This is a genomic window from Paenarthrobacter sp. AB444 (assembly GCF_028736865.1).
GTDB classification, from domain to species: domain Bacteria; phylum Actinomycetota; class Actinomycetes; order Actinomycetales; family Micrococcaceae; genus Arthrobacter; species Arthrobacter nicotinovorans_B.
In genome coordinates, this window is sequence record NZ_JAQZBY010000005.1 from 19,534 (window position 1) to 39,720 (window position 20,187).

Below are 20,187 nucleotides of genomic sequence, written 5' to 3' on the forward strand. Positions count from 1 at the left end.
TGTAGTTAACGCTCTGGTATTACGGCTATTTCCACCTTGGCTGGCGGCTTTACGGGAAGGATCACCAGCAGGCCCGCCAGGAGCACCACCATGATCCCCAGGATGCCCCAGCGCTGGGCTTCCCCGGCCGGGACGAGGGGAGAGGCGATGGCAATGCAGAGCGTGAACAGGGTGGGGGCCAGGAAACTGACGGCCCGCCCCGTAGTGGCGTAAAGACCGAACAACTCGCCGGACTCACCTGCAGGGGCAAGCCTGGCGAGGTAGGCCCGGGACGAGGACTGCGCGGGGCCGACGAACAAGCACAGGAGAAGGCCGAAGACCCAGAAGGTGGAACTGCCCGGCCAGGGGCTGCCGAAGAAGACGTAATCACCGTTGCCCAGGACCAGGATGAAGGTTCCCGCGGTCAGCAGGCCGATCAAGGACAACACGATGACTGCTTTGGGTCCGATCCTGTCGTCCAGGAAGCCGCCGATGATTGCGCCAACGGCGGCGACTACGTTGCCGAAGATGGCGAAGAAGATGACTTCCTTGAGCTCAAAACCGAAGGTCCCTGCGGCAATCACCCCGCCGAAGGTGAAGACCGCGGCGAGGCCATCACGGAAGATGGCGCTGGACAGCAGGAAGTAGATGGTGTGCGGGCTGGTCCTGTAGATGGCCCCGATGCGGCGGATCAGCAATTTGTAGGAGTCGACGAAGCCCAGCGCCGCCGTGTCCTTCTTCACGGAGACCTCAGGGACGGCAAACATCACGGGGAGGGCAAAGATGAAGAACCACAGGGCGGAGAAGACGGCGACCAGCCGGATGTTGAGCGAATCCTGGGTGGACGCCCCAAACCAGTCGAACGAAGGCTGGACAAAAAGCTGCAGCACCAGCAGGAGCGCCACGATCCCGCCCAGGTAGCCCATTCCCCAGCCGAAGCCGCTGATTTTGCCGATGTTGCGGGGTGTGGAGATCTGGGCCAGCATGGCGTTGTAGTTCACGCCGGCGAACTCGAAAAACACGTTGCCCAGTGCGATCAGGCAGACTCCGAGGAGCAGGAACTCGGGCCGCGGGAAGACGAAGAAGCACAGCCCGGTGAGCAGTGCTGTGGCGGCCGTGTTGACGCCAAGCCATAGCTTCCGCCTCCCGCCGGCATCGGAACGTTGGCCCGTGACCGGCGCGAGCAGCGCTATGGCCAGGCCTGCGACGGCAAGGGCGGCGCCCAATGCGGCCGAGGCCGCATCTTCTCCGCCGAACGCATTGGAGGTGAGGTACACCGTGAAGACGAACGTCGTCATGACGGCGTTGAAGGCTGCCGATCCCCAATCCCAGGACGCCCACGCAAGGATTTGTCCCTTCTTGGAGGTGACCGGACCAGAGGCAAGCTCGGATGTCGGGTTGGAGGCTTCGGGAACTGCGGCCGCGTTCATAGTGTGAATGCTATCCGGGCGGAATGGACTGCGCGTGGATGACAGACCGCTATGTGGACAACGGCAGGCGTCGGGCGGTTGGGGCGGGGACAGTGGCCTAAAAGTGTCCTTCCCCCTTGATAAACTAGATGAACTGAACCCAACGTATGACCGCCTGCTCCAACTTTTGACAATTCTTTTCTGACTTTGCGGAGAAAACAGTGATCACAGTTCTCGCCATCACCTTTGCAGCGGCAACTGTGGCGCCCTTGATCTTCCGCGCGCTGCGCAGGAATGCGTTCTACCTTCTCGCCGCCGTCCCCGCGGCCGCCTTCATTTGGCTGGTCCTTCAGTACAACTCCGCATATTCCGGGGAGGGCATAGAAGAAGTCCTGCCTTGGATTCCCAGTTTGCACCTGGAACTCGCGTTCCGCATGGACCCCTTGGCTTGGGTCATGTCGCTGCTCATCCTGGGAGTGGGTTCGCTGGTGCTGGTCTACTGCGCCCGGTACTTCAAAAACAAGGATTCCGGTCTGGGTGGCTTCGGCGCCCAGCTGCTGGCTTTCGCCGGTGCCATGTTCGGATTGGTTACCTCCGATGACCTCCTGATGCTCTTCATCTTCTGGGAGCTCACCACCATCCTGTCGTACCTCCTGATCGGCTATGCCCGCACCCGTCTGGCGGCGCGACGGTCTGCCCTGCAGGCATTGATGGTCACCACTGCGGGTGGTCTGGCGATGCTCGTGGGCTTGATCATCCTGGGCCAGGCCGCCGGAACTTACCGCGTCTCCGCCATCCTCGACCAAGCCGGGTCGCTCCTGACTGGACCTATGCAGGGCGCGGTGGACGCCGCCGTCGTCCTGGTCCTTGTGGGTGCCATCACCAAATCGGCGCTCGTCCCCTTCCACTTCTGGCTGCCGGGGGCGATGGCGGCCCCGACGCCGGTCAGCGCCTACTTGCACGCGGCTGCCATGGTGAAGGCGGGCATCTACATCGTGGCCCGCCTGGCGCCAGGCTTCGCGTCCTCGGAGTTCTGGCTGCCGTTGGTCCTCGGCCTTGGCCTGGCCACCATGATCATCGGTGGCTACCGTGCGCTGCGGCAGACGGACATCAAACTCATCCTCGCTTACGGCACCGTGAGCCAGCTCGGCTTCCTCACCATGGTGGTGGGGCTCGGCCGGCCCGACGCCGCCTTGGCCGGTCTGGGCTTGCTGCTGGCGCACGGCTTGTTCAAAGCCACGCTGTTCCTGGTGGTGGGCATCATCGACCACCAGTCCGGCACGCGCGATACCCGTAAGCTCTCGGGCGTCTTCCGATCGTCGCGCGCGCTGGGCGTGGTTGCGGCGATTGCCGCCGCGTCGATGGCCGGTGTGCCGCCGTTGGCCGGGTTCGTCGCCAAGGAATCGGTCTTTGAGGCCTTCGTCCAGTACGGAACAGGCGACGAGGGCGCTTTGGGGATCTGGATCCTGGTGGGCCTGGTCATCGGCTCCATCCTCACGTTCGCCTACAGTGCCCGTTTCATATGGGGAGCGTTCGCAATCAAACCGGGCGTGGAGCCCACTCCGTTCAAACCCATCAAGCCCTCGTTCCTTGCTGCCCCGGCGATCCTCAGCCTGCTCAGCATCGTGTACGGGGTCTGGCCTGCGCCGGTGGACACCTGGATCCAGCCTTACGCTGCGTTGTTCGCCACCGGACCGGACGCCGTCGACGCCGGACACCTGGCGTTGTGGCACGGCTTGACGCCCGCGCTGGGCCTGACAGCGATAACGTTCGTGCTGGGCGCGGCGATGTTCTACGGCCGCAACCTCGTTGCCCGCCTCCAGGGCCTGGTCCCCGATTGGGTCGACGGCGACCGTGCGTACCAGAACACCATTGGCGCGCTGGATGATGTTGCGGTCTGGATCACCGGCCGCACCCAGCGGGGTTCGCTGTACTTCTACCTGGCAGTGATCCTTACTGTCGCTTTCGCCGTTCCCCTGGCTGCCATCGTGATGGCCAACAAACCGTTGCCTGAGGGGATCTACTTCGTCGACCCCAACTCGCCGCTGCAGATGGTGCTGGGCGTGGGAATCGTGGTAGGAGCCCTGGCCGCAGTCCGGGCCAACAAGCGATTCCTCGCCGTGCTGATGGTGTCGGTCACCGGTTACGGCATCGCCCTCATGTTCGCGCTGCAGGGCGCGCCGGACCTGGCCCTGACACAGATGCTGGTGGAAACCATTGTGCTGGTGGCCTTCGTCCTTGCCATGCGCAGCCTCCCTGCTGAGCTGCGGGACAGGACCGGCGGACGGCTCAGGGTCATCCGCGTCATCATCGGGGCAGCGTTTGGCATCACCATGATCTTCGTGGCGATCTACGCGATGGGCGCCCGTGTGGCCACCCCGGTGTCCCTCGACTTCCCGCGCCTGGCTTATGAAGGCGGCGGCGGCTTGAACGTAGTCAACGTGACCCTCGTGGATATTCGCGCCTGGGACACTTTCGGCGAGATTTCCGTGTTGGCGATCGCCGCCACAGGCGTGGCGAGCCTGATCTTCGTCCGAAGCCGTGGCGACCGCATCAAAACGTCCGAAGCCGTGCCGGAAGGCAGCGTGGGGCGCCGCACCGGCGTCGAGCGTGATTCCCGGGCGAGCGCCACGCTGGCCGTCGCCCGGAAGTTCTCGGCGGTCACCCGTGACGCGTGGCTGGTAGCGGGCCGGACGTTGGCACCCGAACGGCGTTCGATCATCTTCGAAGTCGTCACCAGGCTCATCTTCCATTCGCTGATCGTCTTCTCCATCTACCTCCTCCTGGCGGGTCACAACCTGCCCGGCGGAGGGTTCGCCGGTGGTCTCACCGCGGGGCTTGCCCTGACCATCCGCTACCTGGCGGGCGGGCGGTTTGAGTTGAGCGAGGCAGCGACAGTCAGTGCCGGAACACTCTTGGGAACGGGACTCGCGACGGCGGCAGCCTCCGGGGTCGTCCCGTTGTTCCTTGGCGGACAGGTGTTCCAGAGCGCCATCATCGAGTTCTGGCTGCCCGTCTTCGGTGACGTCAAGTTCGTCACGTCCACGATTTTCGATATCGGCGTGTACATCGTGGTGGTGGGACTGGCGCTGGATGTCCTCCGGAGCCTCGGTGCGGAAATCGACGAGCATTTTGAAGGCCAAGGCGCGCCCCTGACAGCGGAAGACGCCGCAGAACAGGCCGAACAGGCTGAGCAAGCCGAGCAAGCCGCGTGGGCCCAGACCGCCGCCGAATCTTCCGCCTCCGGGAAAGGTACCGCATGAGCATCAACCTGACCCTGCTGATCGTCATGGGCGTTCTCTACGCCTGCGGCATCTACCTCATCCTTGAGCGCAGCCTCACGCGTGTGCTGCTCGGGCTGATGTTGCTGGCCAACGCCACCAACATCCTCATTTTGAGCACCGGAGGGTACGCCGGGCTGGCTCCCTTCTTCAGCAAGGAAACAAGCCCGGATTCCTACAACGACCCCCTCCCGCAAGCGCTGATCCTCACGTCGATCGTCATCTCCTTCGCCGTGACAGCATTCATGCTCGGCATCATTTACCGCACCTGGGTCCTTGCCCGCCAGGACGAAATCCAGGACGACCTCGAAGACGTCCGCGTGGCAAAAACCCCCAGCTTCGACGCCGAAGACGACGCCATCGTGCCGTTGGAGACCTCGGAGTTCGCGGTCACCCCGTCCAGTCCGTCAGACCGGTTCCACCCGGAAGCCACGGAAACACCCAGTTCTTCGACAAGGCAGGAAGGGGGCAGCGCGTGAACCTCGCAAACCTGTCACCGCTGGCCGTCCTCCTCCCCATCCTTGGCGCCGCGCTGGCGTTCCTGCTGATCCGGCACCAGACCGCCCAGCGGGTAGTCAGCATCGGCATCCTCAGCAGCACCTTGCTCCTGGAATGCCTCCTGCTGTTCTCCGTTTGGAGCGGCGGCACCACCTCCGTCACTTTGGGTGGCTGGCTGCCGCCTTGGGGCGTGGTGCTGGTCGTAGACCAGTTCTCTTCGCTCATGCTGGTGGTTTCGTCCGTGGTCAGCCTGGCGGTTTTGATCTACGCGACGGGCCAGGGCATGGCCGACGGCGACCAGGAAGCACCCGTTTCGATCTTCCACCCCACGTACCTCATCCTGGTGGCGGGCGTCTCCAATGCCTTCCTCACAGGTGACCTCTTCAACCTTTACGTCGGCTTCGAGATCCTGCTGACGGCAAGCTATGTGCTCATGACCCTGGGCGGCACCGGTCCGCGCATCCGTGCCGGTGTCACGTACGTGGTGGTCTCCGTAGTGTCGTCCGTCCTGTTCCTTATTGCCATTGCCATGATTTACGGGGCCACAGGGACCATTACGATGGCGGACCTGGCGGTCAAGCTGGCTGAACTGGACCCGGGCACGCAGAACCTGCTGCACGTGATGCTCCTGGTGGCGTTCGGTATCAAGGCGGCTGTCTTCCCGTTGTCGTTCTGGCTTCCCGACTCCTATCCCACGGCCCCGGCCCCCGTTACAGCGGTGTTCGCAGGCTTGCTGACCAAGGTGGGCGTCTATGCGATGGTCCGGACTGAAACCCTCCTGTTCCCTGGAGACACCCTCAACGTCCCCTTGATGGTGGTGGCGCTGCTGACCATGGTGGTGGGCATTCTGGGTGCCTTGGCCCAGAGCGACATCAAACGTCTGCTGTCCTTCACCCTGGTCAGCCATATCGGGTACATGGTGTTCGGGCTGGCCATCAGCTCGGTGTCCGGCCTGGGCGCGGCTGTGTTCTACGTGGCCCACCACATCACCGTGCAGACCAGCCTGTTCCTGGTGACGGGCCTGATCGAACGTCGTGGCGGCAGTTCATCCATTGACCGGCTGGGTGGCCTGGCCAAGCTCTCGCCTTTGCTGGCGTTGCTGTTCTTCGTACCGGCCATGAACCTGGCAGGTATTCCACCGTTCTCCGGGTTCCTTGGAAAGCTTGGCCTCCTGCAGGCGGGCGTGGAACTCGGCACGCCGTTGGCGATCGTGCTGGTTGTGGGCGGCGTGGTCACCAGCCTCCTGACCCTGCTGGCCATCGCAAGGGTTTGGAACAGGGCTTTCTGGCGCAAACCCGAAGATGCCGAGTACCCGGACCCCGTGCTGCTGACCCCCGGTAACGTCGGAGTGCTGCCGCGCACCATGGTGGGTTCCACGGCAGCGTTGGTGGTGTTCGGTGTGGCATTGACGGTCTTCGCCGGCCCTCTCTTCCAGATCGCGGACGGTTCGGCTGAAATCATGTTGGACCGCTCGGCCTACATCCATTCCGTGCTGGGCGACGCCGTTGAGGTGCCGCCCCTGCCTCAGAACAGTGGTGCCAAATGAGCCGCAAACCGACCTCGTTCCGCACGGAACTGCCTCTGCTCATCTGGTTGGTCATCGTGTGGGGTGCGCTGTGGCGGGACTTCAGCCCCGGAAACCTGCTCTTCGGCGCGCTGATCGCCGTGCTGGTTGCCAAGTTCTTTTACCTCCCGCCCGTGGAGCTCAGCGGCAGGTTCAACGTCCTGCGCGCCATTCCGTTCGCCGTGGTCTTCCTCGCGAAAGTGGTGGCAGCGAGCTTCGTGGTTCTGTACCTGGCGGTGGTCAAAGGGCCCAAGGTGCGCAGCGCCGTCGTCGCTGTTCCCTTGCGGAGCCATTCGGACCTCATGGTGACTGCGACCGGCCACGTCATTTCGTTGATCCCCGGGTCCCTGGTGGTGGAGGTGGACCGTTCGACGTCCACCCTGTACCTGCACGCACTCAACATTGACGGGGAAGCGGACATCGCGAAAATACGCCACGAAACCCAGAACATCGAGGCCGGGCTGATCCGCATCATGGGCACCCGGGAAGAGGTCGAGGCGCTGAAAGCGGAACCCCGGGCCGGCCTGGAAGGGGCAGCGCTGTGAAGGAATTTGTCTTGGTGGCTACGGCGGTGATCCTCAGCCTCGCAGCTGCAGGTGCAATCATCCGCATCGCGATCGGTCCGTCCCTGCTGGACCGCGTCCTCGCCTCCGATGTCCTGCTGGCCATCGTGGGTGCAGCCCTCGCCGTGGACATGGCAGTGAACCGGCACCTGAACAACCTGATGCTCCTGGTAGCACTTGCGATCATCGGGTTCATCGGCTCGGTAACGGTTGCCCGCTTTGTGGCCGAGAGGAGGGAACACAGCAATGAATCCTGATGCCTCCGGCGTGGACGTCGTCATCGACGCCGTTACCGTCGTGTTCCTGATTGTCGGTGCGATGATGTCGCTCGGTGCTGCGATCGGCCTGCTGCGGTTTCCGGAGCTTATGAGCCGCATGCACGCCGCCACCAAGCCGCAGGTGCTCGGACTGTTCCTGATGCTCTCGGCAATCGGCTTGCAGATGCGCACCTGGTGGGTGTGGCCGGTCCTGCTGGTGGCGTGGATCTTCCAGCTCCTCACGGCGCCGGTCTCCGCACATATGGTGGGACGTTCGGCGTACCGGACCAAGCACGGACACCGCGAGAAGCTCACCAAAGATGAACTCGAAGCCGTAGTCCAAAGGGCTGCCGCCGGCCAAGAGCCCCTGGAGCCCTAAAGCAACGCGGGGTCACTTATGGCCCATCCCCAGGGGATTTATGGGCCATAAGTGACCCCGCGTTGCTTCTCCTGCTTAGACGATGTCCTGCGACTTCGCGAAACGGGCAATGGCCCGCTGCGTGCCCCGGCTGGTGAGGACTTGGATCAGCGTGCTCACGAAGGCGGAAACCAACGCAAAGGTCAGGGCCGAACGAAGGCTCGTTTCCATGTCGTCATGGCCTGTGGGCGGCTTGTTGCCCGTGGCCTTTTCCCAGCCTTTGTTGACGAGTTTGGTACCGACAAAGCCTGCGCCGAGGCTGATCCCGGTGCCCAACAGCTTGAAGAAGAGGTTCATGCCCCCAGCCTAGCTGTATGGCAGGCTACCTGCGGCTCTCCCTTTCCTTGAGAAACGCAGTCAAGGAACCGACCGGCGCCAGCACCGGGATCACTGGGTGCTCGGCCGACCAAACGGCGTCCACGGAGTCGAAAGCCGCGAGTTCCTTGAGCAGGTAATACGTGGGCGGCATCAACTTAAGTCTGCCTTCCGCTTCGGAAGCCAAGATTCCGCTGACAGGCATCCACAGTGATTGCCAGGCCTCCGTGGTCTGGTGGCGTGGCTGTGCTTCCGGGGCGGGCTTGGCGAGGTAGAAGTAGGTGTCGAAACGCTTGGGCATGTCCACGGGAGTGATCCAATTGGCCCACGGACGCAGGGCTGCGGCCTCTATGGCCAGCCCCGCTTCTTCCTGGACTTCGCGGATGGCTGCAGCAAGGACGGTCCCAGCGGCCTTCTGTGCCTGGGCTGGATCCGAGGAAATCGAACTCTGCCCCCAGGCGGCAGCGTGGCTGTGGAGAAGTTCCGCCGGGTAATCCCATCCGGCCTGATCCGCGGCATCCACCCGGCCGCCCGGGAACACCACCATTCCCGCAGCGAAGTCCATGGTGCTGACCCGGTGCTGGACGAACGCCTCGAGCCCGGATGGGGTATCGCGGAGCAGGATGACGCTGGCGGCGAGGCGTGGCTCGGACACTGGCGTGGTGTCGGGAAGGCTGGAACCGGGAAGATCCGTCATGAAGTCATTCTCGCAGGTGCGTTGCGGGGCCTGCTCTGCGTGCAACGAGCGAGGAATGGGGCGCAGAGCGGGCCTCGCAACGGCAAGGACGGAATATGACCCCGCCTACCCCGCCTGGCCCGGCCTCACAGGCACGCCAAGGTGTAAACTGAACCAGCCCATCAGGGCAGATTTGATAACGACAGGGGAGCGCCGCCGTCGAATCCTGCACCACGCAGGAGACGCGAGGGCGCTGAGAGTGCGGACAGCCGCAGACCCTCGAACCTGATCCGGTTAGTACCGGCGCAAGGGAGTCGAGCTTCTCAGAGTGTCCGGGTCCGGACGGCGCGCACGCCGGCCGGAAACCGGGGAGCACTTTCCCCTCCTGTAACCTCAGGAGGCAGAAAAATGACCACGGTAAACGTGAAGAAGACCAGTTACGGCTGGCGAGTTGTAGACATCGTAGTGGCAGCCCTCATCGCCATCGCCGGCGGCGTCATCTTCTGGGCCTGGTCCCAGGGCGCCGCGATCGTATCCATCCCCATGAACGCGGCCTACCCGCCATTGACCGGCCTCATCGCCGGTGGCTGGATGATCCCCGCAGTCCTGGGCATGCTCATTATCCGCAAGCCCGGCGCAGCCCTGTTCTGCGAGGCTGTGGCCGCCACCGGCGAACTCATCATGGGCTCGCAGTACGGCACCACGGTGCTGATCTCCGGCATCCTGCAGGGCCTCGGCGCCGAGCTCATCTTCGCGGCGTTCCGCTACAAGAAGTTCAATCTGCCCACGTCGCTTCTCGCGGGTGCAGGTGCCGGACTCTTCTGCGGCCTCAACGACTCCTTCCTCCCGTGGGGCTGGAACATCGCCTATGAGGCCGTCGACAAGCTCACCTACATCGCGTTCTGCACCCTTTCCGGCGCCATCATCGCAGGGGCCCTTTCCTGGGTGGCCACCCGCGGTCTGGCGAAGACGGGCGTTCTCAGCTCCTTCGCCTCGCGCAAGGCCGCTTCGGAGCCAGTCTTCAGCTGATGCCCGCCACACAGAGCGGTACGGTCAAGCCTGCCGCCATTTCCGCCGAGGGGTGGGGGTGGCGGCATGCCGGGCGCTCCACGCCTGCCATCCAGGGCCTGGACCTGCGGATCGAACCGGGGGAGCGGGTCCTCCTCTTGGGCCCGTCCGGGGCCGGCAAGTCCACGCTCCTGCACGCCCTGACCGGGGTGCTGGGTGATGAGGAAGACGACTCGGACGAGACCGGCTCGCTGCTGATCGACGGCGTCGCGCCCCGCGAGTCCCGTGGCCGGGCGGGACTGATGCAGCAGGACCCCGAAACCCAGGTGATCCTCTCGCGCGTGGGCGACGACGTCGCCTTCGGTGCGGAGAACTTGGCTGTGCCCCGGGACGAGATCTGGTCCCGCGTGCATGAAGCGCTCGACGACGTCGGCTTGCGTACCGCTGCCGGCGGCGGTTTGGCGTTGGACCACCCGACGGCGGCACTCTCCGGTGGCCAGAAGCAGCGGCTCGCGTTGGCGGGCATTCTGGCGATGCGGCCCGGGCTGATCCTGCTCGACGAGCCCACGGCCAACCTTGACCCCGCAGGCGTACTGGAGGTCCGGGACGCGGTGCGCCGCTGCCTGGACAAGACCGGTGCCACGCTGGTGGTCGTGGAGCACAGGGTGTCCGTGTGGAAGGACATGGTGGACCGGATCGTGGTCCTGCAGCCCGGTTCTGCCGGTGGGGGAACACTCCTGGACGGGCCGCCGGACCAGGTTCTCTCCGAGGCACGATCCATGCTGATGGCAGCGGGCGTATGGGTACCCGGTTACGTTCCCGCGACCCGGGCAAGGCTCCAGGCGGACGGTCCCAGCGAGCTGCTCCTCGTGGCCCAGGACTTGGCGGTTTCCCGGGAAAAGCCCAAGCGGAAGGGCTTCAGGACCATCCCGCCCGTCCCCGCGCAGAAAGACATCACGGCCCAGGTCAGAGCCGGCCAGGCACTGACCATTACCGGGCCGAACGGGGCCGGCAAGTCCACCTTCGCACTCACCTTGGCTGGTCTTCTGGCGCCGGTGGACGGCGCGGTGAGTGCCGGCGTCGAGCTTTCACAAGGAGCGGGCATTGACCCGTACAAATGGAAAGCCGATCAGCTGATCTCCCGGATTGGCACGGTCTTCCAGGAGCCGGAGCACCAATTCGTCACCGGCAAAGTCCTGGACGAGCTCATGTTCGGCCCCAGGCACCTCGGCCACGGGGAAGAGCGCGTTGACGAACTCGTGGAGCGGTTGAGGCTGGGCCATTTGGTGGACGCGAATCCCTACACCTTGTCCGGCGGGGAGAAGCGGAGGCTCTCAGTAGCCACAGTGCTGGCGGCCCACCCCAAGGTGCTGGTCCTGGATGAGCCCACGTTCGGCCAGGACGCCAACACGTGGGCAGAGCTGGCGTCGTTCCTTTCGGAGCTGCTCGATGCCGGGACGGCCGTTGTGTCGGTGACCCACGATCAGGAGTTCAGCGCGGTCCTGGGCGGGACGGAGCTGCGGCTGGGGCCGGCAACACAGGGCGAAGCAGCGCATCAGGAAGCGGGTGCCGCGTGAGGGACGCCCTGAACCTGAGCGGAAACCACGCACTCCTGACCCGGGCGAATCCACTGGCGAAGTTCGTGGCCGTCTTCTTCATCTCGCTGGTGCTGGCCCTGTCCATCGACTGGGTTTCGGCATCCACTGCGCTGATTGCGGAACTGGCGCTTTTCCCGTTGGCCGGCCTCACGCTGCGGCTGTTGTGGCTTCGCGCGTGGCCGCTGATTATCGCGTCAGTGATCGGCGGCTGGAGCACCGCCATTGTGGCCGCCGACAGCGGCGCTGTACTGCTCGACGTCGGACTCTGGTCCATCAGCGAAGGTTCCCTTCAGCTGGGGCTGGGTTTCATGTTGCGCGGTTTGGCGATCGCCCTCCCGGCGATCCTGCTGATGTCGTGCACTGATCCGACTGACCTTGCCGACGCCTTGGCCCAAAAAGCGAAACTGCCGCACCGTTTTGTCCTCGGGTCCCTTGCTGCCATGAGGCTGGTGGGCCTCATGGCAGAGGAATGGCAGACCATTGGAATGGCCCGCCGTGCCCGCGGCGTCGGCTCGCAGGGCAGCCCGCTGCAGAGGCTCAAGGCGACGCTGGGGCAGAGTTTCGGTCTGCTGGTCCAGGCTGTCCGCCGGGCTTCGAGATTGGCCGTGACCATGGAAGCGCGCGGCTTCGGGGGCGGGCAACGGACATGGGCGCGCGAATCCACCTACTCACTCCTGGACGTGTGGGTGGTGCTCGGCGGGGTGCTGGTTGCCGCGGCCGCTGTGCTGACCGCTGTGGGTGCCGGGACGTGGAGCTTCGTCTGGCGCTAGCTGCCTAGCGCTGGCGCTGGATTTCCTCGAAGCCGGCGCGGGTCAGGAAGCCCAGCTGGGCTTCCTTTTCTTCCAGCTGGATGATCGGACCCAATTCGAAGCAGGTGGCTTCCAGCCGGCGAAGGGCTTTGGCGTTGCGGGCATCCGGTTCCACGACGATCCTGTCCTTGCCCGGTACGGAGAACATGTACTTGATGAGCGAGGTTGCCAGGCGGGGCGTGAAGTGCGGGATGGGCCGCGTTGCCGGGGCGAGCAGGAGGTGCATTCCGATGTCCTCGGCCCGGGCCGGATAGGCCTCTCCCACGGGGTCGTGCAACGGCTCATAGGTCTGGAACAAAGCCAGCGGTTCGCCGTCGAGGATCACCAGGAACGCGTGGTGGGTGTCCAGTGAGTCAAGGAACTCGTAGATGCCCAGTACTTCCTCACGCGGCTTCTCCGTCATGCCCCAGAACCTGGCCCTGGGCTGTGAAACCCACTCGTGGATAAGTCCGATGTCCTCGGCCGGGATCAGGGGAACGATCCGGAGCGGGCCCCAGCCGTCGAGCTCCTCGGCGTAGACGGTGGTGCGGGCAGAGAAATCCTGTGCGGTGGTGATCATGGTTTCCTTCGGTAGATGCGGCCGGTGCCGCTGTCAGTGGGTGTCTTTGGCCAGGGCGGACCAGTCGGTGGCCACGGGGACCAGCCGGCCGTCAGTCCACAGCGGGAGTTGGTCTGCGAAGTGCCTGTGGCCGGGGGTGCCTGCGGCTCCAAAAGGAACGACCCAGCGGCTGCCGGCCCGATCGCCCAGGTCCCAGACGTAGCGGGCCACAGGACCCCTGAAACTTCGGTCCTCCACGCCAGGGAGGCTTTCTGTGCTCAGCACGCAACCGGTATCTCCGCCCAGGCCGGACGTGGGCACGCTTGCCGCGAGAGCCTCGGGGAGGACATGAACTGCCAACAGCTTGTGCCGGTCACCCCAGGATGCCCGGTCCAGCGAAACGACTTCCAGTGCCGTGTCCTCCAACGCCGCCACAGCTTCCGTGTTCACGTCGATACCCAGTTCGGGGGCCCGGGCCAGCAGTGTCTCCAGCGCGAAGCCGATGCGCGATGCCACCGACAACCACGGCCCGAACAATGGTGAGTATCCGCTGGGCGTGTTCAACGGAGCCAGGGCCGCATGCCCGTGGAAGCGACGGACCAAAGAACCACGCCAGGCTGCGAAGAGCGCCGCTTCGTGGCTGTCCGCGTCCATCCGGCCATCCCAGGCCATCAGCTGGGATCTCGCGTCCTTTGCCTTCGGGGAGAGCGCGCCGGGGTGCAGCCCGCTGAGAATCTTCCGGAATACTGGCCAAGGGCCCAGCAGCGTGTCAGTGTGGATGGCCTGCATATCGTCCACTGTCAACGTCCCCGCGGGCGCGGACTCCAACAAGTGCCGGATGCGCCTGGCACGGTGGGCAGGCGCGAACTCCATCGCGGTGGCTTCCCCGCCGCCGGCTGCCCGGTCGTTGGCGCTCACGGCGAACCGCTGGACCTCGGTGCGGGGCAACGCTGCGTAGTGCCCGTCCCAGGCGTGACGCGCTGAAGGCGCCGGTGCGGGCAAACGGCGGTTTGCGGGATTGCGCTGTGGGACCAGTCCGGCAACGAAATGCCTCACCGCACCGGAGGAATCCGCGGTCACCACGCTGTTGACGGGCTCCACCCAGCCATCAAGGGCAGCTTCAACGTCGGCGACGCTCCGGCTCCGCAGCAGCGGCAGGAGGGCCTCGAACCCCAACCGCCCCTCAACGCGCGCCGGAAAGCGCAAACTCAGTGCGCCGCCGTCGGGCGTTTCAGAGATCACCGGGCCTCGGGCAGTCTCGATGATCTCGACAATGACGGCGTCGCCGCCGCGGACCCTGATGGTCTCGGAACCCACGACGGCGGTTTCCCAGCCTTCCGGGCCGCGGGCCTCGACGTGTTCGCCGTCGGCGTCCCGGATCCGGCGGAGTTCCTCCACGAAGAGGTCCTGGTAATCTGCCATGGCGTTGGTGACGGCCCAAGCAGCGTGGCCGGTGTGGGCGAAGTGCGGCAAGCCCGGGACGCCGGGGAACGCGAAGCCCACTACGTCGAATTCCGGGCACGCGAGCCGCACCTGCTGGTACACGCCGGGCAGTTCCATGAGGCGGTGGGGGTCTCCGGCGATCAACGGCTGCCCGCTCGCCGTCGTGGAACCGTGGGCGGCCCAGGCGTTGCTTCCGGACCAGACCGGGGCTTCGATGCTGAACAGGTCCACGGCATTTTCACCGAGGGTCCGCGCGACGTGGGCGCGGAACATCTTGTTGGGGAACGTCGAGAAGAGGATATGGTGCACCAGGAAGACGCCCAGTGGGGTCCACGGTAGCCAGGGTTCCGGGGTGCAGCCGGCTTCATCGAACTCCGGGCCGCCGCGGAGCCCGTCGTCCAGGGCCTGGTTGATGCCGGCCACGTACTGGGCACACCAGCGCTGGATCTGGTGCGGGAGCTCGTCGAAGCAGCGGCGTGCTGTGTCATTGAGCCGGGCCTGCCGGGCAAAACGGTCCCAGACTACTGCTTCAGGGCCGAGTACTTCTGCTGTCCGGCCTTCCGACCGCCAGCGTTCCAGCTCGATCTGCCATGAGCGGTCCGCCGCCGCGTTACGGCCTTGGAGGAAAGCGAGTTCATCCGCCGAGTCAGCCCAGAGGTGCGGAATGCCCCAGTTGTCCCGGTAGCTCCCGGGACCACCTGCCGGGGCGGAAGGTGGCGTCATGTTCTCTGGCTGCTCTCTGGCTTAGGTTAGGCTTACTTAAGTTCAAGATAGGTGGCATCGGCTGCACGCACAAATTGTGGCCGTTCGTGAAGGGGTGCTGGTTGAAGCGCAATTGGGAAGGCGTAGTGCTCAAGGTCATGGGTGCCAAGGATTTCACCTTGGAGGTCACCGGCCAGGAAGAGATCACGCCGGATTTCCTCCGTGTGCACGTCCGCGACGGCGGACTCCTGAAAGCCAGTGACCTGCACCCCACCATGTGGATCCGGCTGTGGTTCGACGACTCCGGCAAGGCCCATCAGCGCGCCTACACCCTGGTGGACGCGGATCCGGCCGCCGGCACGTTCAGCATGGACTTCGCAATGCACGGCGGGGTGGCGGCTGACTGGGCACGCACTGCCCAAGCCGGCGACACCATCGACGCCACCGTCCAAGGCAGCTCGTTCAGCTTCCCGCAGCCCGCGCCGCGCCGCATTTGGGTAGTGGGTGACCCTGCGTCCATTCCCGCCATCAACTCGCTGCTGGACTCGCGGGGAGAGGCACCTGTCACCGCCTGGCTTGAATACCAGCACGACGCCGACCCCTCCCTTGAGGTACGGGCGTCGGCTTCCGATGTGGTCACCTGGATACCGCGCAAACGCGACGGGGCAGCCCTGGTTGAGGAGGTGTGTGGTTCGCTGACGTCCGGTTCCGTGGCCGTGGCGGAGGACTTCTTCTGGATCGCGTGCGAAGCGTCAAGTACCCGGGCAATCGTCAAGCATTTGCGGAAGGGCTTGGGCGTGGACAAGAACCGGATTGATGCGTTGGGCTACTGGCGGGCATAGGTCCTTACTCGCGCCAGTTCAGGAAGCCCTTTTTGCCTTCCGGAGGGGTGAGCACCACGTCCCGGCCATACTTCTTCTTCGCGTCGGCTCCGAAGAACGCATCCGGGACTATGCGGACTGCCTTGGCCACTTTACCGTCCTTCAGGAACACGAACAGCGCCGGTGATGCGGTGTACCGGTTCTCCTTGGTGAGGGGTTCGCCGAAGACGTCCTCGATGTCCTTCGCCGGCGTTCCCGACAGGACAAACCCGGCCTGGTCCCACTCGAAGTCCGTGGCATCGGCCAGCTTCAAGGCAGTGCCATTTGCGGCGGAATCGAGCACTTTGCTGTTGAGTGACTCGTTCGATTCGGGCATAACGGTTCCTCCCAGGGAACAAGCGGCAAGAGTGAAGGCCAAGGCCAAGGTGAGCAGGCAGGCAAGAGTCGCGCGGCCTGCGGTAGTCTGCATCCGCCGTCGGGCTTGTTGTTGGTGCGGGACGCTCACGAGGTTGTCCTCGACTCGTCGTTGAAGTCCGGTTCCTTGCCTGGGGCCGGTTCGGCGTTGTTCGCGTCGCCCGTTTGGTCCATGGGAACTTCGTTGGACGGGTGCGGCAAGAGGTCCGGCCCCACCACCACGGTATCGCCGTTGTTCACGGCTTTCTCAATCAAATCGGCAAGCTCCTCAGCGCTGGCGTCCGGGTGGGCGATAGCCACGTTGCGGCCTACTTCATTGTTGTACAAATCCATGGCTTCGCGGGGAGCCGGGTTTCCGGGCAGCTGTTCGTGTGCCGTGGCGTAGTCCTCAGCCCAGTCGGCGCCGAACTCCTTGACCATCAGGGCGTTCCAGTACGCGTGCCGGAAGGCGTCATTCTGGTCATCGTTCTGGTCGGCGCTGGGGAAGCGCTCATCGGCAACACTGAACGCGTCGTCGTGGATGCCCTTGAAAGCGTTCATCTCGAATGGCCCGAGGCCGTTCAGCAGTTCTGCTTCCTTTTCGGTGACCACCCTTTGGTCAACCACAAAGCGCAGCGGGTCCCAGTCGCCGGGCCAATTGGTGGTCTTGGCGTCACTGACCTGGTACTGCTCCAGTATTTCCTGGGGCGACGGACGATCGTCATCCGTGGCAGCTACGGTTCCCGCCTTGACGGTCGGTAAAGTCCCAGGACCCTTGCCGGCGGAGCCAGGTGCGCCCTCCGTGGATGCGGCAGATTGCTCGTCTGCATTGGCCAGCACTGACCGGGAGGCCTCGTCCATCTGCCGCGAGGTCCTCTCCAGCAGTGGTCGAAGGCTGCCCTGCCATTCAGCCGCGAAACGCTCTGAATCATTGCCGCGCCAATGACCATTCCGGGTGATGAGAGAGTCAAGCTCCCGGGCCCGGCCGGACAGCGCCAGGGCGCCGCTGGCCAGGGACTTTGAGAGTGCTTTGAGTTGGTCGACGTCGGCGCCGTAGAAAGGCATGTTTCCCCCTGTGGTTTCCACTTCATGGTCAGCCATTTCTTCCCACGGAAACAATGGGCAGCGGTGCCCATGTGGAAATCTCCGTCCGGTGCTGCGAGCCGCCGTTTGCTGCGCGCCGCCTTCGTTCGTTATCGCATAAAACGGGTAGGGTGTGACGTTTGCCGCGAGAACCGCGTTTCAGTAGCCAGTTCTAACTCATTTGTGATATTTCTTGGGTATGACTCAAGCTACGCCAGAACACGTCGGCCTCCTGCTCCGCAATGCACGTGGAGAAAAGGGCTGGACGCAGGGGCAGTTGGCTACTGAGCTGGGAACCAGCCAAAGCGCAATCGCCCGGATGGAGCAAGGTAAACAGAACCTGAGCCTCCGGATGATCGAACGCCTCGAGGCGATCTTCGGCCGTTCCATCGTTAAAGTAGGCAAGCCGCAGATGACCCACCTGCGGGTGGAAGGCGGCCGGACGCTTTCGGGCGAAGTGGATGTCAACAGCAGCAAGAACGCCGGTGTGGCCCTGCTGTGCGCCAGCCTCATCAACCGCGGCACCACCACCCTGCGCCGTTTGGCACGGATCGAAGAGGTAAACCGGATTGTTGAAGTCCTGACATCCATCGGCGTGGAGTGCACTTGGCTCAATGGCAGCGATCTGCGCATTCGCCGGCCTGAGGTCCTGGATCTCGAATCGATGGATGTCGACGCCGCCCGCCGTACCCGCAGCGTCATCATGCTGCTCGGACCGCTCCTGGATGAGACCAGCGAATACCTGCTGCCGTACGCCGGTGGATGCGACCTCGGCACCCGAACAGTTGAACCCCACATGCAGGCGCTGCGCGAGTTCGGCCTGACCGTTGAAGCAAAATCCGGATTCTATTCGGTGGCAGCTCCTCCGGCCGACGGACACCACCGCTCCTTCGTCCTGACCGAACGCGGCGACACGGTCACGGAAAACGCCATCATGGCCGCTGCCCACCGTGAAGGCACCACGGTGATCCGCAACGCCAGCCCGAACTACATGGTCCAGGACCTCTGCTTCTACCTGGAGGGCTTGGGTGTTGATATCCAGGGCGTCGGGACCACCACTCTGAAGATCACCGGCCGGCCGGCAATCGACGTGGACATCGAGTACTTCCCGTCCGAGGACCCCATCGAGGCCATGAGCCTGATCACCGCCGGCATCGTGACCAACTCCGAGGTAACCATCCGCCGCGTTCCCATCGAGTTCATGGAGATCGAACTGGCCACCCTGGAGCAGATGGGCCAGAAGCTGGAGGTCTCCGGTGAATACATGGCCCGCAACGGCCGCACCCGGTTGGTGGACGTGACCACCAAGCCTTCAGAACTCCATGCCCCGCAGGACAAGATCCACCCGATGCCGTTCCCGGGCCTGAACATCGACAACCTGCCCTTCTTCGCCGTCATCGCCGGCAATGCCGAGGGCCAGACCATGATCCACGACTGGGTCTACGAGAACCGTGCGATCTACCTGACGGAGCTGAACAAGCTCGGCGCCCAGGTACAGCTGTTGGACCCGCACAGGATCTACGTCAACGGACCCACCAAATGGCGTGCCGCCGAGGTCGGTTGCCCGCCCGCCCTGCGCCCCGCCGCCTGCCTGCTCCTGGCCATGCTGGCCGCCCGGGGCACCTCGGAGCTGCGCAACATTTACGTGATCGAGCGCGGCTACGAGGACTTGGCCGAGCGCCTGAACACCATTGGCGCGAAGGTCGAGTACTTCCAGGACTGATGGCCGGCAAATTTGTTGGATCATCCGCATGAGAAGGAGGAGGCAAGCCCGGAATGACGGGCTTGCCTCCTCCTTCTGTCCGCAATGATCCAGCAGAAAACTCAAGGGCAGGGCCGGGTGTGCGGCCGTCCCCGTGCAAGAAACCCATGAATCTGCGCCATGACATCGTCCGGAGAACGCCAGATCTGCTCAGGAGCAAAGCTCAGGATGGTGAAACCCCGTTCCTGTGCTGCGTTCAGCCTGCCCATGTCCTTACGCCACGCGTCCCTTGAGCTGTGGAACTGATAGCCATTGACCTCCACAATCAGCCAGCCATCAATCAAGGTGTCCACCCGGCCCACTCCGGGGATACGGACCTGGCGTCTGAATGAAAGACCCTCTGACTCGAAAAGCAGACGGGCACTGATCTCCGGAACGGACTCGGACAGACCATCGGCCATCCGAAGTCGTTTCCTCGCATTCCCGAAGTACTTGGCCCGCAACTCGCCCTCCAGGACGTCCCGCGAAACTCCACGGTTCTTCATCGCGGACTGGGCCACGGCAATAGCGTCGACCTCTGGCAGGCACGTGAGAGCGTGAATGACAGTGTCTTCCAAGGATGCAACCGGCATGTGGGACTCCGAGCCCAGCCTTGAACCGCCGTGCCGGATAAACCCCCGGCCTCGGTTGTGCCTGGTTGCCAAGTGAAGTCTTCCCGGTTTGTCCTTGAGCCAGAGGCCATAACGGACGGCAGCGCTGGCGCACGTGATAAGTCCGTTGTTCACGAGGGCGAAGACAAACTCCGAATCTGCGGATGGCAAAGCCCATATGCCGTGCCGTGGTTGATAGGCTCCCTCGAGCTTCTTCAGGTCCGCCGGGGTGTGCCCGTGGGCCCTGAGAAGACCCACTTTGGCCACGCCACCTACTGATGACAGGAATTCGAACGCGTTCATGCATTCAGTCAGCCACGGGCTGGTGCCTTCCCGATCCGGAAACTTCGCGTATGTGGACAATTCTGCTGGATCATCGGCCTTGGCCCGCTTGCGTGACCCCGCTAATCCGCGGGTCGGCTCCGCTTCCAGTGGCGATGATCCAGCAGAATCTATTGCCGCAGCCCGCACCACACGCTC

19 protein-coding genes and 1 riboswitch are annotated in these 20,187 nt (G+C 64.2%); of the genes, 11 read left to right on the forward strand and 8 right to left on the reverse strand.

The annotated features are described in order from the left end of the window. Window positions 1-5: 5 nt before the first annotated feature. The gene (locus PQ627_RS07935; protein WP_274259818.1) at window positions 6-1,409 is read right to left on the reverse strand and encodes an MFS transporter; all 1,404 of its coding nucleotides are present in this window, start codon (window positions 1,407-1,409) and stop codon (window positions 6-8) included. A gap of 200 nt (window positions 1,410-1,609) precedes the next feature. Here PQ627_RS07935 and PQ627_RS07940 point away from each other — a divergent pair, with 200 nt between their 5' ends. From PQ627_RS07940 to mnhG, 6 genes are read left to right on the forward strand one after another with little or no spacing between them, the layout of a single operon-like run. Then, a complete protein-coding gene (locus tag PQ627_RS07940) occupies window positions 1,610-4,651 on the forward strand; it encodes a Na+/H+ antiporter subunit A (protein ID WP_274259821.1) in 3,042 nt (1,013 codons plus the stop codon). Beyond that, window positions 4,648-5,148, forward strand: coding sequence for a Na(+)/H(+) antiporter subunit C (locus PQ627_RS07945; RefSeq protein WP_144660942.1), 501 nt, complete (start codon window positions 4,648-4,650; stop codon window positions 5,146-5,148). The genes PQ627_RS07940 and PQ627_RS07945 overlap by 4 nt, the downstream gene beginning before the upstream one ends. Next, window positions 5,145-6,713 (forward strand): Na+/H+ antiporter subunit D, encoded by a 1,569-nt coding sequence (locus tag PQ627_RS07950; RefSeq protein WP_144660946.1) that lies wholly within the window; start codon window positions 5,145-5,147, stop codon window positions 6,711-6,713. The genes PQ627_RS07945 and PQ627_RS07950 overlap by 4 nt, the downstream gene beginning before the upstream one ends. After that, on the forward strand, window positions 6,710-7,276 hold the full coding sequence (locus PQ627_RS07955; RefSeq protein ID WP_144660949.1) for a Na+/H+ antiporter subunit E: 567 nt from the start codon (window positions 6,710-6,712) through the stop codon (window positions 7,274-7,276). The genes PQ627_RS07950 and PQ627_RS07955 overlap by 4 nt, the downstream gene beginning before the upstream one ends. Continuing rightward, window positions 7,273-7,551 (forward strand): monovalent cation/H+ antiporter complex subunit F, encoded by a 279-nt coding sequence (locus tag PQ627_RS07960; RefSeq protein ID WP_144660952.1) that lies wholly within the window; start codon window positions 7,273-7,275, stop codon window positions 7,549-7,551. Before PQ627_RS07955 ends, PQ627_RS07960 begins: the two co-directional genes overlap by 4 nt. Further along, entirely contained in the window at window positions 7,541-7,930 is a 390-nt protein-coding gene (mnhG, locus tag PQ627_RS07965) for a monovalent cation/H(+) antiporter subunit G (RefSeq protein ID WP_274259826.1), read from the forward strand. Before PQ627_RS07960 ends, mnhG begins: the two co-directional genes overlap by 11 nt. Window positions 7,931-8,005: 75 nt before the next feature. Here the strand turns inward: mnhG and PQ627_RS07970 are convergent, their stop codons facing one another. Further along, the gene (locus PQ627_RS07970; RefSeq protein WP_274259828.1) at window positions 8,006-8,266 is read right to left on the reverse strand and encodes a DUF4235 domain-containing protein; all 261 of its coding nucleotides are present in this window, start codon (window positions 8,264-8,266) and stop codon (window positions 8,006-8,008) included. 25 nt (window positions 8,267-8,291) lie between these two features. Beyond that, window positions 8,292-8,981: an NUDIX hydrolase gene (locus PQ627_RS07975; protein WP_274259830.1), complete on the reverse strand. Its 690-nt coding sequence runs from the start codon at window positions 8,979-8,981 to the stop codon at window positions 8,292-8,294. Between the two features lie 173 nt (window positions 8,982-9,154). Then, window positions 9,155-9,290: riboswitch (TPP riboswitch) on the forward strand. A gap of 78 nt (window positions 9,291-9,368) precedes the next feature. Here PQ627_RS07975 and PQ627_RS07980 point away from each other — a divergent pair. The 3 genes from PQ627_RS07980 to PQ627_RS07990 are packed head-to-tail and all read left to right on the forward strand — an operon-like array spanning window position 9,369 to window position 12,336. Further along, a complete protein-coding gene (locus PQ627_RS07980) occupies window positions 9,369-9,989 on the forward strand; it encodes an ECF transporter S component (RefSeq protein WP_274259832.1) in 621 nt (206 codons plus the stop codon). Continuing rightward, window positions 9,989-11,545 (forward strand): ABC transporter ATP-binding protein, encoded by a 1,557-nt coding sequence (locus PQ627_RS07985; RefSeq protein WP_274259834.1) that lies wholly within the window; start codon window positions 9,989-9,991, stop codon window positions 11,543-11,545. The genes PQ627_RS07980 and PQ627_RS07985 overlap by 1 nt, the downstream gene beginning before the upstream one ends. After that, window positions 11,542-12,336, forward strand: coding sequence for an energy-coupling factor transporter transmembrane component T family protein (locus PQ627_RS07990; RefSeq protein WP_274259836.1), 795 nt, complete (start codon window positions 11,542-11,544; stop codon window positions 12,334-12,336). Before PQ627_RS07985 ends, PQ627_RS07990 begins: the two co-directional genes overlap by 4 nt. A gap of 4 nt (window positions 12,337-12,340) precedes the next feature. Here PQ627_RS07990 and PQ627_RS07995 read toward each other — a convergent pair whose 3' ends face one another. Together PQ627_RS07995 and PQ627_RS08000 are read right to left on the reverse strand one after the other, a co-directional pair. Continuing rightward, window positions 12,341-12,934, reverse strand: coding sequence for a GNAT family N-acetyltransferase (locus tag PQ627_RS07995; protein WP_274259837.1), 594 nt, complete (start codon window positions 12,932-12,934; stop codon window positions 12,341-12,343). Window positions 12,935-12,967: 33 nt separating this feature from the next. After that, the gene (locus PQ627_RS08000) at window positions 12,968-15,079 is read right to left on the reverse strand and encodes a penicillin acylase family protein (RefSeq protein WP_274259839.1); all 2,112 of its coding nucleotides are present in this window, start codon (window positions 15,077-15,079) and stop codon (window positions 12,968-12,970) included. Window positions 15,080-15,180: 101 nt separating this feature from the next. On the opposite strand from PQ627_RS08000, the gene PQ627_RS08005 reads away from it, so the two are divergent. Next, window positions 15,181-15,900 (forward strand): siderophore-interacting protein, encoded by a 720-nt coding sequence (locus PQ627_RS08005; RefSeq protein ID WP_274259841.1) that lies wholly within the window; start codon window positions 15,181-15,183, stop codon window positions 15,898-15,900. A gap of 4 nt (window positions 15,901-15,904) precedes the next feature. Here the strand turns inward: PQ627_RS08005 and PQ627_RS08010 are convergent, their stop codons facing one another. Next, window positions 15,905-16,384 carry a hypothetical protein gene (locus PQ627_RS08010; RefSeq protein ID WP_274259843.1) on the reverse strand — a complete coding sequence of 160 codons (480 nt, stop codon included), beginning with the start codon at window positions 16,382-16,384 and terminating at the stop codon, window positions 15,905-15,907. Further along, on the reverse strand, window positions 16,381-17,373 hold the full coding sequence (locus PQ627_RS08015; protein WP_274259845.1) for a WXG100 family type VII secretion target: 993 nt from the start codon (window positions 17,371-17,373) through the stop codon (window positions 16,381-16,383). Before PQ627_RS08015 ends, PQ627_RS08010 begins: the two co-directional genes overlap by 4 nt. 181 nt (window positions 17,374-17,554) lie before the next feature. Between PQ627_RS08015 and PQ627_RS08020 the strand changes: the two genes are divergently transcribed. Then, the gene (locus PQ627_RS08020) at window positions 17,555-19,078 is read left to right on the forward strand and encodes a UDP-N-acetylglucosamine 1-carboxyvinyltransferase (RefSeq protein WP_274259847.1); all 1,524 of its coding nucleotides are present in this window, start codon (window positions 17,555-17,557) and stop codon (window positions 19,076-19,078) included. 101 nt (window positions 19,079-19,179) lie between these two features. Here the strand turns inward: PQ627_RS08020 and PQ627_RS08025 are convergent, their stop codons facing one another. After that, window positions 19,180-20,010 carry an endonuclease domain-containing protein gene (locus PQ627_RS08025; protein ID WP_274259849.1) on the reverse strand — a complete coding sequence of 277 codons (831 nt, stop codon included), beginning with the start codon at window positions 20,008-20,010 and terminating at the stop codon, window positions 19,180-19,182. Window positions 20,011-20,187: the final 177 nt, after the last annotated feature.

Excerpts from the sequence above, each read along its gene's own strand:
- PQ627_RS07975 (WP_274259830.1), bottom strand. The coding sequence starts at position 8,981 with ATGACGGATCTTCCCGGTTCCAGCCTTCCCGACACCACGCCAGTGTCC.
- PQ627_RS07970 (WP_274259828.1), bottom strand. The coding sequence starts at position 8,266 with ATGAACCTCTTCTTCAAGCTGTTGGGCACCGGGATCAGCCTCGGCGCA.
- PQ627_RS07980 (WP_274259832.1), top strand. The coding sequence starts at position 9,369 with ATGACCACGGTAAACGTGAAGAAGACCAGTTACGGCTGGCGAGTTGTA.
- PQ627_RS07985 (WP_274259834.1), top strand. The coding sequence starts at position 9,989 with ATGCCCGCCACACAGAGCGGTACGGTCAAGCCTGCCGCCATTTCCGCC.
- PQ627_RS07945 (WP_144660942.1), top strand. The coding sequence starts at position 4,648 with ATGAGCATCAACCTGACCCTGCTGATCGTCATGGGCGTTCTCTACGCC.
- mnhG (WP_274259826.1), top strand. The coding sequence starts at position 7,541 with ATGAATCCTGATGCCTCCGGCGTGGACGTCGTCATCGACGCCGTTACC.
- PQ627_RS08020 (WP_274259847.1), top strand. The coding sequence starts at position 17,555 with ATGACTCAAGCTACGCCAGAACACGTCGGCCTCCTGCTCCGCAATGCA.
- PQ627_RS07995 (WP_274259837.1), bottom strand. The coding sequence starts at position 12,934 with ATGATCACCACCGCACAGGATTTCTCTGCCCGCACCACCGTCTACGCC.
- PQ627_RS07935 (WP_274259818.1), bottom strand. The coding sequence starts at position 1,409 with ATGAACGCGGCCGCAGTTCCCGAAGCCTCCAACCCGACATCCGAGCTT.
- PQ627_RS07955 (WP_144660949.1), top strand. The coding sequence starts at position 6,710 with ATGAGCCGCAAACCGACCTCGTTCCGCACGGAACTGCCTCTGCTCATC.
- PQ627_RS08000 (WP_274259839.1), bottom strand. The coding sequence starts at position 15,079 with ATGACGCCACCTTCCGCCCCGGCAGGTGGTCCCGGGAGCTACCGGGAC.
- PQ627_RS08015 (WP_274259845.1), bottom strand. The coding sequence starts at position 17,373 with ATGGCTGACCATGAAGTGGAAACCACAGGGGGAAACATGCCTTTCTAC.
- PQ627_RS08025 (WP_274259849.1), bottom strand. The coding sequence starts at position 20,010 with ATGAACGCGTTCGAATTCCTGTCATCAGTAGGTGGCGTGGCCAAAGTG.